General features: G+C 52.3%; 11 protein-coding genes, 1 tRNA gene and 1 other RNA gene. 8 read left to right on the top strand and 5 right to left on the bottom strand.

The genetic code is table 11. The features are described from left to right. The first annotated feature begins 80 nt into the window (after nucleotides 1-80). Complete coding sequence (locus M0220_RS15725; protein ID WP_030072698.1) at nucleotides 81-1,361, top strand: MgtC/SapB family protein; 1,281 nt, start codon at nucleotides 81-83, stop codon at nucleotides 1,359-1,361. A 102-nt stretch (nucleotides 1,362-1,463) separates the two neighbouring features. Here the strand turns inward: M0220_RS15725 and M0220_RS15720 are convergent, their stop codons facing one another. The 5 genes from M0220_RS15720 to M0220_RS15700 form a co-directional block, all read right to left on the bottom strand. Beyond that, a complete protein-coding gene (locus M0220_RS15720) occupies nucleotides 1,464-1,808 on the bottom strand; it encodes a hypothetical protein (RefSeq protein WP_264018186.1) in 345 nt (114 codons plus the stop codon). 164 nt (nucleotides 1,809-1,972) lie between these two features. After that, a complete protein-coding gene (locus M0220_RS15715) occupies nucleotides 1,973-2,734 on the bottom strand; it encodes a DUF3750 domain-containing protein (RefSeq protein WP_264018185.1) in 762 nt (253 codons plus the stop codon). 155 nt (nucleotides 2,735-2,889) lie between these two features. Then, nucleotides 2,890-2,986, bottom strand: an RNA gene (ffs, locus tag M0220_RS15710) — signal recognition particle sRNA small type. A gap of 56 nt (nucleotides 2,987-3,042) precedes the next feature. Beyond that, nucleotides 3,043-3,119: transfer RNA gene (locus tag M0220_RS15705), tRNA-Met, on the bottom strand. A 119-nt stretch (nucleotides 3,120-3,238) separates the two neighbouring features. Further along, complete coding sequence (locus tag M0220_RS15700; protein ID WP_264018184.1) at nucleotides 3,239-4,171, bottom strand: choline ABC transporter substrate-binding protein; 933 nt, start codon at nucleotides 4,169-4,171, stop codon at nucleotides 3,239-3,241. Between the two features lie 204 nt (nucleotides 4,172-4,375). Between M0220_RS15700 and betI the strand changes: the two genes are divergently transcribed. The 7 genes from betI (at nucleotide 4,376) to M0220_RS15665 (ending at nucleotide 14,303) form a co-directional block, all read left to right on the top strand. Next, nucleotides 4,376-4,984, top strand: coding sequence for a transcriptional regulator BetI (gene betI / locus M0220_RS15695; RefSeq protein ID WP_030072644.1), 609 nt, complete (start codon nucleotides 4,376-4,378; stop codon nucleotides 4,982-4,984). A gap of 10 nt (nucleotides 4,985-4,994) precedes the next feature. Continuing rightward, nucleotides 4,995-6,464, top strand: coding sequence for a betaine-aldehyde dehydrogenase (gene betB / locus M0220_RS15690; RefSeq protein ID WP_264018183.1), 1,470 nt, complete (start codon nucleotides 4,995-4,997; stop codon nucleotides 6,462-6,464). Nucleotides 6,465-6,563: 99 nt separating this feature from the next. Next, a complete protein-coding gene (gene betA / locus M0220_RS15685) occupies nucleotides 6,564-8,240 on the top strand; it encodes a choline dehydrogenase (protein WP_264018182.1) in 1,677 nt (558 codons plus the stop codon). A 199-nt stretch (nucleotides 8,241-8,439) separates the two neighbouring features. Further along, a complete protein-coding gene (locus M0220_RS15680) occupies nucleotides 8,440-10,926 on the top strand; it encodes an acyl-CoA dehydrogenase (protein ID WP_264018181.1) in 2,487 nt (828 codons plus the stop codon). Nucleotides 10,927-11,231: 305 nt separating this feature from the next. Then, a complete protein-coding gene (locus tag M0220_RS15675; RefSeq protein WP_264018180.1) occupies nucleotides 11,232-12,320 on the top strand; it encodes an ABC transporter ATP-binding protein in 1,089 nt (362 codons plus the stop codon). Between the two features lies 1 nt (nucleotide 12,321). Beyond that, nucleotides 12,322-13,419 (top strand): ABC transporter ATP-binding protein, encoded by a 1,098-nt coding sequence (locus tag M0220_RS15670; RefSeq protein ID WP_264018179.1) that lies wholly within the window; start codon nucleotides 12,322-12,324, stop codon nucleotides 13,417-13,419. Next, nucleotides 13,416-14,303: a carbohydrate ABC transporter permease gene (locus tag M0220_RS15665; protein WP_030072632.1), complete on the top strand. Its 888-nt coding sequence runs from the start codon at nucleotides 13,416-13,418 to the stop codon at nucleotides 14,301-14,303. The genes M0220_RS15670 and M0220_RS15665 overlap by 4 nt, the downstream gene beginning before the upstream one ends. The last annotated feature ends 1 nt before the right edge of the window (nucleotide 14,304 follow it).

The following is a 14,304-nucleotide window of genomic DNA, read 5'->3' as shown; positions in this document are numbered from 1 at the left end:
CCATCAATGTCCATGTTAGGGCATACAATGTTCAGCATTACTATTTTCGTTGACTGGCTATCTTGATAGCGGAGCACTCCATGGATGACGTCACCAGTCAGTTTATTATTGACAACCAAACTAGCCTTCATCTAGCCATTGCCCTGCTATTGGGCGCTATTATTGGTTTAGAGCGCGGATGGGATGCCAGGAAACAAGCCAGCGGAGAACGAATTGCCGGTATTCGCACCTTTGCCCTGATTGGCCTGCTAGGGGGCGTGGCTGCCCTGCTGGCAAAAGAAGTTACCGAGTGGGCCTTTCCAGTCCTGCTCATTAGCGTAGTGGCTATGGCTCTGGTGGCATTTAATGAAAGGCTCACCCATATACGTAATTTCAGTATCACTGGCACCATCGGCATCGTGCTCACCTTCTGCTATGGCGCTATTGCCGTTGCCATAGACCCAGCCATCGCCACCGCTGCCGCGGTAGTAACAGCACTACTGTTAGATAACAAGCAGGAGATACATGGGCTAATCGATAAGCTGCAAGAACACGAGTTAGATGCAGCTTTAAAGCTGCTGGTTATCTCAGTCGTGATGCTGCCCTTGCTGCCGAATGAAGACTTAGGCCCTGGCGGCGTTCTCAACCCGCAAGAAATTTGGTGGATGGTTGTACTGATCGCCTCGGTTTCCTTTGTAGGCTACTTCGCCATTCGGCTGGCAGGTACTAGCAAAGGCATTCTGTTTACCAGCCTGTTTGCGGGACTCAGCTCCTCTACCGCTTTAACACTGCACTATGCTAGGCAATCCAAGCTCTCGCCAGACGTAAGCCCACAGTTTGCTAGTGGCATTCTCATTGCTTGCGGCACTATGTTCCCACGCATTCTGATCTACTGTGCCTTGATTAACCCTGCGCTATTACCCAGGCTGGTATGGCCTATTGTGGTGATGACCCTGTTACTGTACATACCTGCCTTTTTCATCTGGAAGCGATACGCGAAGCGCCTAAACGTAGGTCGACCGGAACTTACCCAAAATCCTTTAGATTTAAAACCCGCGCTGCTGTTTGGCCTATTATTGGTGGCTATCCTTCTGTTGGGGGAGTTCCTGCAGGCATGGCTAGGTGATTTGGGCATTTACGTGCTGGCAGCCACCTCCGGAATAGCCGATGTAGATGCTATCACCCTGTCACTAACTCGGATGTCTCAGGACTCGCTAGCCCTGCAAACAGCCGTCATCGGCATTGTCATCGCAGCAGCCACCAACAACTTAGTAAAATCGGCTATCGCTGGTGCCATTGGCTGCAAAGAATTGGGTATACAGGTGGCGGGGCCTATGCTGTTGTCATTAGCGGCTGGGTTAACAGTCGCATGGCTTCAATAGATCAGATTAACGTGGTGGGCAATAAAACGCTTTCAACAACTCGTTTTCAGACACGCATTTTCAAGTACTCGCTTTCAAGTACTCGCTCCTTTAAGACGGTACTTAAAGACGTCTTGAGGCAAGGGCGTGGTCGAACTCTTCGCGGTAGGCCATGCGATGCGATGCAGGATCTTCCGGCAGGCGGCCAAGCGCCACTGCCAACTCAAAGAACCCCGGCCCGGGCAGGTCGCCCCGCCGACTGATCACTAGAGCTGCCATCATTGGGCGTTCGGCGGCAATATCCTCGCGCATCATAATTTCCAGCGCTTCCGTGACCTGCCGTATGGTACCAGGCGGCGTTAACTGCATGGCTGCCGCGGCGTCTCGATAGGTAGTAGGCACGGCGTTATCAGGCAGCGACTGCAGCCATGCACGCAAACAAAGCACCAACGAGGTTTGATGTGTCACTGGAGTGCTCCTTTTGCTTGATGATTGGTTTTGCTTGATGATTCGTTTTGCTTGATTATTGAGCTGTACTGCCGCTTAGCAGGTTAACTGAACCAAGGGCCGGGGCGTATGGAGTGCGCTGCCGCGTCATGCATCTGCCTATTAACTGGCCGTCTATTAACTAGCTATTCATTACCTGCCACCTTGGCAGGCATGCCAAGACGACCGATACCAGGCAGCTTGATAGCAGGACGCATAAAATCAATGCCCGCGCTCAGCCCCAACAGGTTAATTTCCAATCCCTCTTCAAGCGCAATCATAATACCCATCACCCCACCAAGGGAAAGCTGATAGCCAGAGCCGCTGGGCACTGTGGCAGCAACACCATTAAACAAATAATCTTTACCAACCGCAGTGGTTGGCAATGCAACGTCTAAGCCTTCGACCTCTCTTATGACCCAGGCAATAAAGCTATTACTGTTAGGGCCAGGCCATACCCGATAAAGGTCGGCTTGGGGATAGCGCGCCACGGCTTCGGCAATCATTGGTATCAAGCGTGCAGCTTCTTCACCACGGTAGTCTGCCAGTAGTTCTGGAGGATTACCAAACCACGCCCGGTCAGGGGTATCGATTGACGAAACCACGGTTGGCCGACGCCAGCTCAATACCTGGTGCAGCCGATAGTCCGCCGCCCCTTCTGCTTTTGTTGCAATCCAGATATGGACACCAAATGCTCCGCGCCAGTTATAAGCACGCGCGGCATAAACCTGAACAACGGCCTCTTGCACGCTCTCAGGGTCAGGCGCTAAACCCGCTGAAGAACGATCAAGGGTTGACCAGTGACCATCAGTGTCTACTTGATTGCTCGCCAATAGCCAGGCAGGCCCCGCAAGCAGTAGCGCTAATAACGCGACCAGGCCAAACAGCCAGCGCAGTATAGGTTTCATAGGGTTATCCAGAGCAAAAGTATCTGAATACCTGAATTAACGAGAATGCGCAAACAAAGGCACAACAACCAATGGTGCTGGTAAGAGGGTAATAATAGGGCAAATACAAGAAAAAATAGAACGGCGGGGAAAAACCAAAGCAGAAATGGAGGCGGCCCCAAAAGCCACATCCCGGCACACGCAGCCACCGCTACCGTTGCTCCCTTCCGGGCCTGGCGGGGTTTGCAGTTTAGCGTTGCGGGAGGACCTAAGGGGCCACCATAACGGCACACTCTGATACTTAACATATGAATGTGCTAACGCTGATGTGGTGGCTACGCCCTGATTTGAACAGGGGACCCCATCATTATGAGTGATGTGCTCTAACCAGCTGAGCTACGTAGCCTTTTCCTCATCAACGGGTGCAGATTATGCCTATCTTAACGACGAAAGGCAAGCCGAAAACGACCTGCCTTTTGTTCAATAACCTTGAATGTGAAAAATACGCTTAGAGGCAGTGCGTGCTTATAAAGCTTCTCGGACTGCCGACAGCGCTTCTCCGCCATCACGGGTCGTCACCCCTTCAAGCCACACTTCTAACACATCACTGTTGTCGTTAAGATAACTGCGTGCGGCCTCTCGCGGGTCTACCCCATCGTCCATGATGGCACTCATCAATTGGTTTTCCATTTCCAGCGTGAACGTCATATTTTTTAGCAGTTCACCAACATTTGGACACGCATCAACAAACCCTGCCCGGGTATTGGTATGCACAGTTGCACCGCCCAAGTTGGGTCCAAAATAGTCATCGGCACCCGATAAATATGCCATCTCAAAATTAGTGTTCATGGGATGTGGCTCCCAGCCTAAAAACACCATCCATTTTTCATTGGGCACCCGCGCGCGAAGCTCAGCCAGCATGCCCGCCTCGCTCGAATCAACGACTTGCCAATCACCTAGCCCATAAGCGTTGTCATCAATCATTTGCTCAATGAGTTCATTGCCATCGTTGCCAGCTTCGATACCGTGCAAGCGTTGCTCAAACTGATCAGCATGCTCTGCCAAATCGTTAACCGAGGTTACGCCCGCATCATAAACATATTGTGGTACTGCCAGGGTGTACTTGGCACCTTCAAGGTTGACCACTAAACGCTCAACCTCACCGCGCTCTACATAGGGGTCACTGATTGAAGCCATCGAGGGCATCCAGTTCCCTAAAAAAACGTCAAAATCATTGTTACGCATACCCGCGTAAGCAATGGGCACCGAAACGGTATCAACACGGGTTTCATAGCCAAGCGCTTCTAACACTTCGGTAGCCAGCGCCGTCGTTGCGGTGATATCGGTCCAACCCACTTCTGCGAAGCGAACGCTACTACACTCGTTTGCATAGGCAGCCGCCGGTAAACAGGCTGTCAGTAATAACGTGCTTACGCTTCGTGTATATATGCGTTTCATCTGATTTTCCCCATTATCGGTTTTATATGAACACGCCCTGTACGTATAAGTCGTAGGAACAGGATAACAATGCACCCTTTATTGATTGAACGTTCAATAAAAAAATGCCATCATGGTCAGGTAATCATGCCTACTCCTGGTTTTCAAGGGCAGGAGCCAATGGGCATTCAACGTCAGTAGGAGATAGCTGTGCCTAAGGTGGGAATGGAACCGATACGCCGCCAGCAGTTAATTAAGGCTACCATGGCGGCCATTGACGAGGTTGGTTTAGCAGAAGCGACTGTCATGCGGATTGCCCGTCATGCTGGCGTCTCAGCCGGCATTATCAGCCACTATTTTGGCGGTAAGGATGGCCTACTAGAAGCAACAATGCGGCAAATTTTGACTGACCTCAGCGACGCCGTTGCCGCACGCCGCCGCGCGTTAGAAGACGACTCTCCTCGCGCTCACATCGGCGCCATCATCGAAGGTAACTTTGATCGCACTCAGGTGACCGGCCCTGCCGCTAAAACGTGGCTCGCCTTTTGGGCTAGCAGCATGCATAAGCCGGTGCTTCAACGGCTTCAGAATGTCAACGACCGCCGTTTGTACGCCAATTTATGCCATCAATTTCAGCGTGTAATGCCCCGAACAGATGCCCGCAATGCCGCCCGTGGGCTGGCCGCGATGATTGATGGTCTATGGCTGCGTGGTGCGCTTACGCCTGAAGGGCTCGATGCCCCTGAAGCGCGACATCTTGCGCACACCTATCTCGACCAACTGCTTATTCATTATGGATGTCATCAACGCGCATCCACTGCAGAAACACAGTAAGGAGACCAACATGGCCGCTCAAGATATACAGCCACTTTATATTGATGGTCGCCCGGTAGATGCCACCTCCGGCGAAACATTTACCGTTACCAACCCCTATAACGGCAGCCTGCTGGCCACCATTGGCCAAGCAAGCCAAGCCGATGTCGATAGCGCTGTAGAAGCCGCCCAGCACGGCCAGCGTGAATGGGCAGCAATGACCGGCATGGAGCGCTCACGCATCTTGCTGCGCGCGGTTGCACTGTTACGAGATCGTAATGATGAGCTTGCTGCACTGGAAACTCACAACACCGGTAAGCCGATCAGCGAGACTGCCAGCGTCGATATTGTGACCGGTGCCGATGCCTTGGAATACTACGCAGGCCTTGCCCCTGCCATTGAAGGCAGCCAAATTCCACTGCGCGATAGCTCCTTTGTGTATACACGCCGCGAGCCACTCGGCGTCATTGGCGCTATTGGTGCCTGGAACTACCCTATTCAAATCGCCTGCTGGAAAGCCGCGCCTGCGCTGGCAGCGGGTAACGCGATTGTCTTCAAGCCCAGTGAAGTCACACCGCTAACCGCTCTCAAGCTTGCCGAAATTTTCACAGAAGCAGGCCTACCCAACGGTGTTTTCAATGTCGTTCAAGGCGATGGCCGCGTTGGCGCGATGCTGACTGGGCACCCAGGTATCGCCAAGGTATCGTTTACTGGCGAAGTAGGCACTGGCAAAAAGGTCATGGCCGCTGCCGGTGGCTCTACCCTGAAAGATGTCACTATGGAACTGGGCGGCAAATCGCCACTGATCGTGTTTGCCGATGCCGATTTAGATCGTGCCGCCGATGCCGCGATGATGGCCAACTTCTACTCCAGTGGCCAGATTTGCACTAACGGCACTCGCGTATTCGTTGAGCGCAGCGTTAAAGAGGCCTTTGAGGCGAAGCTGGTTGAGCGCGTTCAGCGCATTAAAGCGGGCGATCCGATGGACCCCAGCGTTAACTTTGGCCCGCTAGTCAGCTTTGAACACCAGCAAAAAGTGCTTTCCTACATTGCCCTGGGTAAAGAGCAAGGCGCGCGGGTATTGGCTGGCGGTGATGAGTGGAATACCGGTGACTGGGCGAATGGTGCCTGGGCGGCGCCCACTATCTTCACTGACTGCAATGACGATATGCGCATCGTCAAAGAAGAGATCTTTGGCCCGGTGATGTCCGTACTTGCCTTTGACGACGAAGACGAGGTTATTTGTCGCGCCAATGACACCAACTACGGCTTGGCAGCGGGTGTGTTCAGCGAAAGCTTGAATCGCGCTCATCGGGTTATTCACCAGCTAGAAGCGGGTATTTGCTGGATCAACACCTGGGGCGAGTCGCCTTCCGAAATGCCGGTAGGCGGTTACAAAGAGTCGGGCATTGGCCGTGAAAACGGCGTTGAGACACTGAGTCATTACACCCAGACCAAGTCTGTGCAAATCGAAATGGGGCCGTTTGAGTCGGTGTTTTAATCGAAGTAATGGACGCTACCGGTAGGCATATAGAAAAGAAGCTTTTCAGTTATACCTGCCGGTTCATTACCCATCATTCGGCTCTTTCAAGGTAAAAGCATGTCTCAATCACGTGAATATGATTACATCATTATCGGCGCCGGCTCAGCGGGTAACGTGCTGGCCACCCGCCTGACCGAAGACAGCGACGTCAGCGTTTTGCTGCTTGAAGCAGGCGGCCCCGATTACCGTTTCGATTTTCGTACCCAAATGCCCGCTGCACTGGCGTATCCACTACAGGGCAAACGCTACAACTGGGCGTTTGAAACCGATCCCGAACCGCATATGGATGGCCGCCGTATGGAGTGTGGTCGGGGTAAAGGCCTGGGCGGCTCATCGCTGATCAACGGCATGTGCTATATCCGCGGCAACGCGCTAGATTACGATAACTGGGCCAAAGAACCCGGTTTGGAAGAGTGGGATTACCTCAGTTGCCTGCCCTATTTTAAAAAGTGCGAAACCCGCGATATTGGCCCTAATGATTACCACGGCGGCGATGGTCCGGTCAGCGTGACCACGCCTAAAGCTGGCAATAACCCGCTTTACCGCACGTTTATCGAAGCGGGTAAGCAGGCGGGCTATCCTGAAACAGACGATGTAAACGGCTATCAGCAAGAGGGCTTTGGCCCCATGGACCGTTTCGTCACGCCCAATGGCCGCCGCGCGTCTACGGCACGCGGTTATCTGGACATTGCCAAGCAGCGCAGCAACCTGACCATCGAAACCCACGCCGTCACGAATGTGATTGAGTTTGATGGCAAGCGTGCTGTTGGTGTGCGTTACGAGCAAAAAGGCCAGCCACACCAGGCTCGCGCCCGCCGAGAAGTACTGCTGTGTGGTGGCGCCATTGCCTCACCGCAGATTCTCCAGCGTTCTGGGGTAGGCAATCCCGAGTGGCTTAAAGAACTGGGTATTTCGTTGGTTCATGAGCTTCCCGGTGTAGGCGAAAATCTCCAAGATCACCTTGAAATGTACATTCAATACGAATGCAAAGAGCCCATTTCGCTGTATCCAGCGCTGAAATGGTACAACCAGCCAAAAATCGGCGCTGAGTGGCTGTTTAAAGGCACTGGCGTGGGTGCCAGTAACCAGTTTGAATCCTGTGGCTTTATTCGTAGCAATGATGAGGAAGCGTGGCCAAATCTGCAGTACCACTTTCTACCCATCGCGATTAGTTACAACGGTAAAAGCGCCGTCCAAGCACATGGCTTCCAGGCCCACGTTGGCTCAATGCGCTCGGAAAGCCGCGGGCGGATTCGCCTCACTTCAAAAGACCCGCACGCGGCCCCCAGCATCTTGTTTAACTACATGGCCAAAGAGAAAGATTGGCAAGAGTTCCGCGATGCGATTCGCTTAACCCGCGATATCATCGCGCAACCCGCCTTTGATAAGTACCGTGGTCGTGAAATTTCACCTGGCCCTAGCGTACAAAGTGACCAAGAGCTTGACACCTTTGTTAAACAGCACGCTGAAACCGCCTATCACCCTTGTGGCAGTTGCCGCATGGGCGAAGGTGAGATGGCAGTCACCGATGGTCAAGGCCGTGTGCACGGGCTCGAAGGCTTACGCGTCGTTGATGCATCGCTATTCCCTGTTATTCCCACCGGCAACCTCAACGCGCCAACCATCATGCTGGCGGAGAAAATTGCTGACCAGATTCGCGGCCGCGAGCCACTACCCCGCGCCAACGTTGATTACTATGTCGCTCACGGCGCGCCAGCTAAACAGGCTTCATAAAACGCAGTCTATCAACCTATAAAGTAACGCTAAACGCTATGGCCATATGCCATGGCGTTTTTTATGCCTTATGTACGCTACAGTAGGGATATAACGCGAACGTATGACAGTGAAACGCTTGCACTTTGGCTAGTGACTCTGCCAATATTCAAACATACGTTTAAATGCGTTCATTATAAACCCCGATGGAGATACAACCATGCTCACCCTACTGCTCATTGTGCTTGCCGTTATCGGCTTGCTCGTGGTGATGCGCCGCGAAGCAGGCGCAACGCCAGCCTTCGCTCTGCTTGGCGTACTAGGCTTGGTCGGCTTAGTGCTTGACGCGCCTGTTATTGGCACGCTGCTACTGATAGCAGCCGTTGCGGTTGCGGTTGCTGGTCTGCCTGCACTGCGCAGCAAGTGGCTAACACCGCGCATTTTCGCCACCTTTAAAAAGGTAGCGCCAAAAGTATCCGACACGGAGCGCACAGCGCTAGAAGCTGGCACTGTCTCCTGGGATGGCGAACTCTTCTCTGGCAAACCGCAATGGGAATCGCTGCTCAACTATAAAGACGACGGCCTGAGCGAAGCAGAGCAAGCTTTCTTGGATAACCAGTGTGCCAAAGCAGCCGGCATGTGTAATGCCTGGGATATCGCCCAAGAGCGCGCTGACCTACCCCAACAACTGTGGGATTATCTAAAGAAAGAAGGCTTCTTCGGCATGATTATTCCGAAGGAGTACGGCGGCCTAGGGTTCTCGGCGAAAGCACAATCCATGGTGCTGCAGAAACTCTCTGCTAATGAGACGCTAATGGTCACCGTTGGCGTACCTAACTCACTCGGCCCAGGCGAGCTGCTACTTAAATACGGCACCCAGGAACAGAAAGACCACTACCTGCCACGCTTATCCGATGGCCGCGAGATCCCTTGCTTTGGCTTAACCGGCCCACGTGCTGGCTCTGATGCCACGTCGCTGCCGGATACCGGCGTCGTCTGTAAACAAGTCATCAACGGCGAAGAAGTGCTTGGCCTAAGGCTTAACTTCGAAAAACGCTGGATCACTCTGGCCCCCATCGCCACGGTGGTAGGCCTAGCCTTCCGCCTGTTCGACCCAGAAAAACTGCTCGGTGACGAAGAAGATCGTGGCATTACTCTGGCGCTCATCCCCCGCGACACGCAGGGCATGGACATCGGCCGCCGCCACCACCCCATCGGCAGTCCGTTTATGAATGGCCCAATTAAAGGTAACGACGTGTTTGTGCCGTTGGATACCATTATCGGTGGCCCCGATATGATCGGCCAAGGCTGGCGCATGCTGGTCGAGTGTCTCTCAATTGGTCGCTGCATTACTCTACCTTCTGGCGCCACCGGCACCGCCCGCTACGCGCTAGGCTGGAGCGGCGGCTTTACTCGCGTTCGTCGTCAGTTCAACGTCCCCGTCGCAGAAATGGAGGGCGTACAGGAGCCGTTAGCACGCATGGCTTCGCTGGCTTACATCTCTGCTGCGACGGTTTATCAAACCGCCAACCTGATCGACCACGGCGAAAAACCTGCCGTTCCTTCAGCAATTTTGAAAAGCCAGTTGACCGAATTCCAGCGCGTATTGCTTAGCGACGCTATGGATGTTCATGGTGGTAAAGCCGTTACCCTTGGCCCACGCAACTATCTAGGCATTGGCTACAGCGCTAACCCGGTGGCTATTACCGTGGAAGGCGCGAACATTATGACCCGCAACTTGATGATCTTTGGTCAAGGTGCGATTCGCTGCCACCCTTATGTGCTGGACGAGCTAGCCGCTAAAGATGCCAACGATGTTAAAGCCTTCGACAAAGCCTTCTTTGGTCATGCAGGGCTGATCTTCGGCAATGCTGCTCGTGCCTTTACGCTTGGTTTTGGGCTAGGTAAACAGAGCGTTCCCTTCAGCGGACCTGCAGCTACCTACGCGCAAGATATCGCACGCCTTTCTGCAGGCTTTGGTTTATGCGCCGATGCCGCCATGGCAAGCCTTGGCTCTACGCTGAAAAAGCGCGAAATGCTATCAGCGCGCCTGGGTGATGTCCTGTCGAACCTTTACTTGGCCTCGATGGTGCTAAAGCAGTGGCACACAGGCAATAAAGTGGAAGGTGAAGAAGCACTGTTGCATTACAGCCTGCAGTTCCTACTTAACCGTGCAGAGCAAGCGTTTGTGGAAATTTTCGATAACCTGCCAAACCGTGCGTTAGGTAAGGTGTTGAAAGTTGTGGTCATGCCGACGGGCCGCCGCTGGAACAAGCCCCATGACGACCTGGCCCGCGATATCGCGCAGCGTGTATCTACACACAGCGCTCTACGCAGCAAGCTGCTTTCTAATACCTGGGATAAAGATGATGGCGCAGAGTCTAACCCCCTTGCTCGCTACAACGCGCTGCTGGTGGACTATGACCGTGCCGAAGCTCTCTACCGCACGGTGAACAAAGCTTACGCCAAAGGTGAGCTGCCACAAACGGCGCTACACCCTGAAGCACGCATAGAAGCCGCGCTGGAAAAAGGGCTTATCAAAGAAGACGACGCACAGTTTATGCGTACCTTCGAAGCAGAAGTGCTGGAAATGCTGACGGTAGATGACTTCGCCTATGACGCGTTTGCTAAGGATAAATCAACGTTGATTAATCACAACGCAGCGCCTGTAGCACCGCCCCTACAAGAAGAAACCAGCGTTAAGTAGTCACACCCCACTTTAACTAGCCTTCCCAACCGGCCTCTTCAGGCCGGTTTTTTTACGCGCATTTTCAAAAACGAAACAAACGAACATTTGTTTATCACCTCAAGAGCTTGAAAAGCCACCAGTTAACTTTCTTTGATGGCCAATGTACGCCTAAAAGCGAATACAAACAGCCTCAAAAGTCGTTGCAAGTTCGCAAGTGATCAACTAGCCTTTCGTTATTGAAAATAAAGCGCGTAAAAATTACGATCAACGCAAGACTTCTACCGACAACATCTACCAATAACAATGACGTTAGCGAGATCGGCATGTCCTTACATCTGCAAAATATCGACCATATCGTCGGTGGTGAATCCCATATCAGTGGGATAAACCTTGAGCTGGAGCCGGGTTCTTTCAATGTGCTGCTAGGACGAACCTTAGCAGGTAAAACAACGCTCATGCGCTTAATGGCAGGCTTGGAGCCCCCAACTCGTGGGCGTATTTATATGGATGGCAACGACGTTACTGGTGTGTCAGTACGTAACCGTAATGTCTCCATGGTGTATCAGCAATTCATCAATTACCCAGGCCTTAACGTTTATAACAACATAGCGTCTCCTCTTAAGTTAGCTAAGACATCGAAGAAAGAAATCGACAAGCGCGTCAGAGAAACCGCCGCTATGCTGGGTATAGACCACTTATTAGATCGCTTACCACTAGAGCTTTCTGGTGGGCAGCAGCAGCGTACCGCCATGGGGCGTGCGCTGGTTAAAGATGCTGACCTGATCTTGTTTGATGAACCTTTGGTCAATCTTGATTACAAACTGCGTGAAGCGCTACGCGATGAACTTCGCGAGTTATTCAAAGCGCGTAACTGCATTGCTGTCTATGCCACCACTGAGCCTAATGAAGCATTAGCACTAGGCGGCAATACTGCCGTGTTGCATGAAGGCAAACTGCTGCAGTACGGCCCCACCGAGCAAATTTATCGCGAGCCTAAGAGTATCTTGAGTGCTGAGATGTTCTCAGAACCGCCAATTAATATTGTGCCGGGGCATCTTACTGACAATGAAATTACCTTTGACCAAACTATTCACTTCCCTTGCGACGTGGCTCTGCGCAATCTGCCCCCTGGGGCGTATCGTTTTGGCGTCCGCGCCTCTCACGTTAGCTTAACGCCGAATGCGGCGGATGACTTAGAGCTGGAAGTTGAAGTAGAAGTCGCTGAAATCAGCGGCTCGGAAACCTTTCTGCATGTGCGACACAGCTTATTTCCTTTAGTACTTCATTTGCTGGGCATTCATACGCCTAAAGTCAACCAACGCCTTAAGGTCTACTTCCCCACGCACAAGCTGTTTGTGTTTGATCAGCAGGGCTCTATCGTCCATACGCCGGAAACGCGGGGAGGCAACTAACATGGCTGAGATTGTACTGAAATCCCTTGCCCATACTTATAGCGCGAATCCTCAATCGCCTGAAGACTACGCAATCCGTCAGATGGAACACGTATGGCACCAAGGTGGTGCCTATGCCCTACTTGGGCCATCGGGCTGTGGCAAGTCCACCCTGCTGAATATTATCTCTGGGCTACTTGAGCCTTCCGAAGGGGATGTATTGTTTGATGGACAGCGCGTGAATGAGCTGCCGCCTGAGGAGCGTAATATCGCTCAGGTTTTCCAGTTCCCAGTGATCTACGACACCATGACGGTGTTTGATAATCTCGCCTTTCCATTGCGCAATATCAATATTCCAGGTCATCGCATCACGCCAAAGGTAGAGGAAGTCGCCGAAATTCTGGAGTTAACTCCGCTGCTCAAGCGCAAAGCAAAAGGGTTAACGGCCGATGAGAAACAGAAGGTCTCTATGGGGCGCGGCCTTGTCCGCGATGATGTCTCAGCAATTCTGTTCGACGAGCCATTGACGGTGATCGACCCTCAGCTCAAGTGGAAGTTACGCCGTAAGCTGAAGGAAATTCACCAGCGCTTCAATATCACCATGATTTACGTCACTCATGACCAGCTGGAAGCCTCGACCTTTGCCGATAAAATTGCCGTAATGTATGAAGGTCAGGTGGTCCAGTTTGGTACCCCCCAAGAGCTGTTTGAAACCCCCGCCCATACCTTTGTTGGCTATTTTATCGGCAGCCCCGGCATGAATTTTATGGATGTTCACTACCATGCGGGTGACGTCATCTTTGCTGATATTCTACTGCCCATGCCGCAAGCGTTTGTGGATGCTATTGCTACTGCGAAAAGCTCGAATATAAAAGTCGGTATTCGCCCCGAGTTTGTCTCTGTACATGCCTCTAAGCGTGAAGGCGCTTTACCCGCTCTTAAGCGCCAAGTTCAGGACCTAGGCACTTATTCAATTGTTACCTTTGAGCTAGCTGGCCAGACGTTTAAGGCACGCTTGCCGGAAGGTCACCCTGAATTCGGAGACGATATTTATCTCACCTTCGATCACGATCAGTTAGGGCTGTTTGTGGACGAATACCGGGTGGAGGTTACCTCATGAATAATAAAGTCTATAACAACCGCGCCTGGCTATTAGTCCTGCCAATGCTGGTACTGGTAGCGTTTTCGGCCATCATTCCTTTAATGACCGTCGTCAACTATTCAGTACAGGACGTACTAGGCCCCAACGCTAGCTTCTTTACTGGCACCGAGTGGTTTCGCACCATGCTTAACGACTCGGCGCTGCAAGCTGCATTTGGTCGGCAGATACTGTTTTCACTGATTATTCTCACCATCCAGATCCCCCTGGGCATAGGCATTGCTTTGCTTATGCCTAAGAAAGGCTGGCAGGCGTCAGCAGTGCTGATTCTGATTACGCTCCCGTTGCTAATTCCATGGAACGTTGTTGGTAGTATCTGGCAAATTTTCACCCGCGGCGATATTGGGTTAATGGGCTGGGGTCTGCGCGAGCTAGGTATTAATTACAACATCACCCGTAATGCCGGTGACGCCTGGGCAACCATTATCTTAATGGATGTATGGCACTGGACACCGCTTGTCGCGATGCTCTGCTATAGCGGGTTGCGCTCTATTCCAGAAGCCTATTATCAAGCAGCAAGAATTGACCGGGCCTCTAAATGGGCAGTGTTTCGCTATATTCAGTTACCAAAGCTCACTAACGTTTTGGTTATCGCGGTACTACTGCGTTTTATGCACTCGTTCATGATCTACGCCGAACCGTTCGTTCTCACCGGTGGAGGACCTGGCAGTTCTACTACTTTCCTAAGTCAGTCGCTTGCCACTATGGCTATCGGTCAGCAGGACTTGGGCCCTTCTGCCGCCTTCTCAATCATTTACTTCCTGGTCATTTTGCTAGTGAGCTGGGTCTTCTACACCACCATCATGCATCTGCAAAAAGACAAGAATTCACAGGGAGGCGCGTGAG

This window comes from Halomonas qinghailakensis (assembly GCF_025820815.1).
Lineage (GTDB): Bacteria > Pseudomonadota > Gammaproteobacteria > Pseudomonadales > Halomonadaceae > Vreelandella > Vreelandella qaidamensis.
This window is presented reverse-complemented; position numbering and strand designations above follow the sequence as displayed.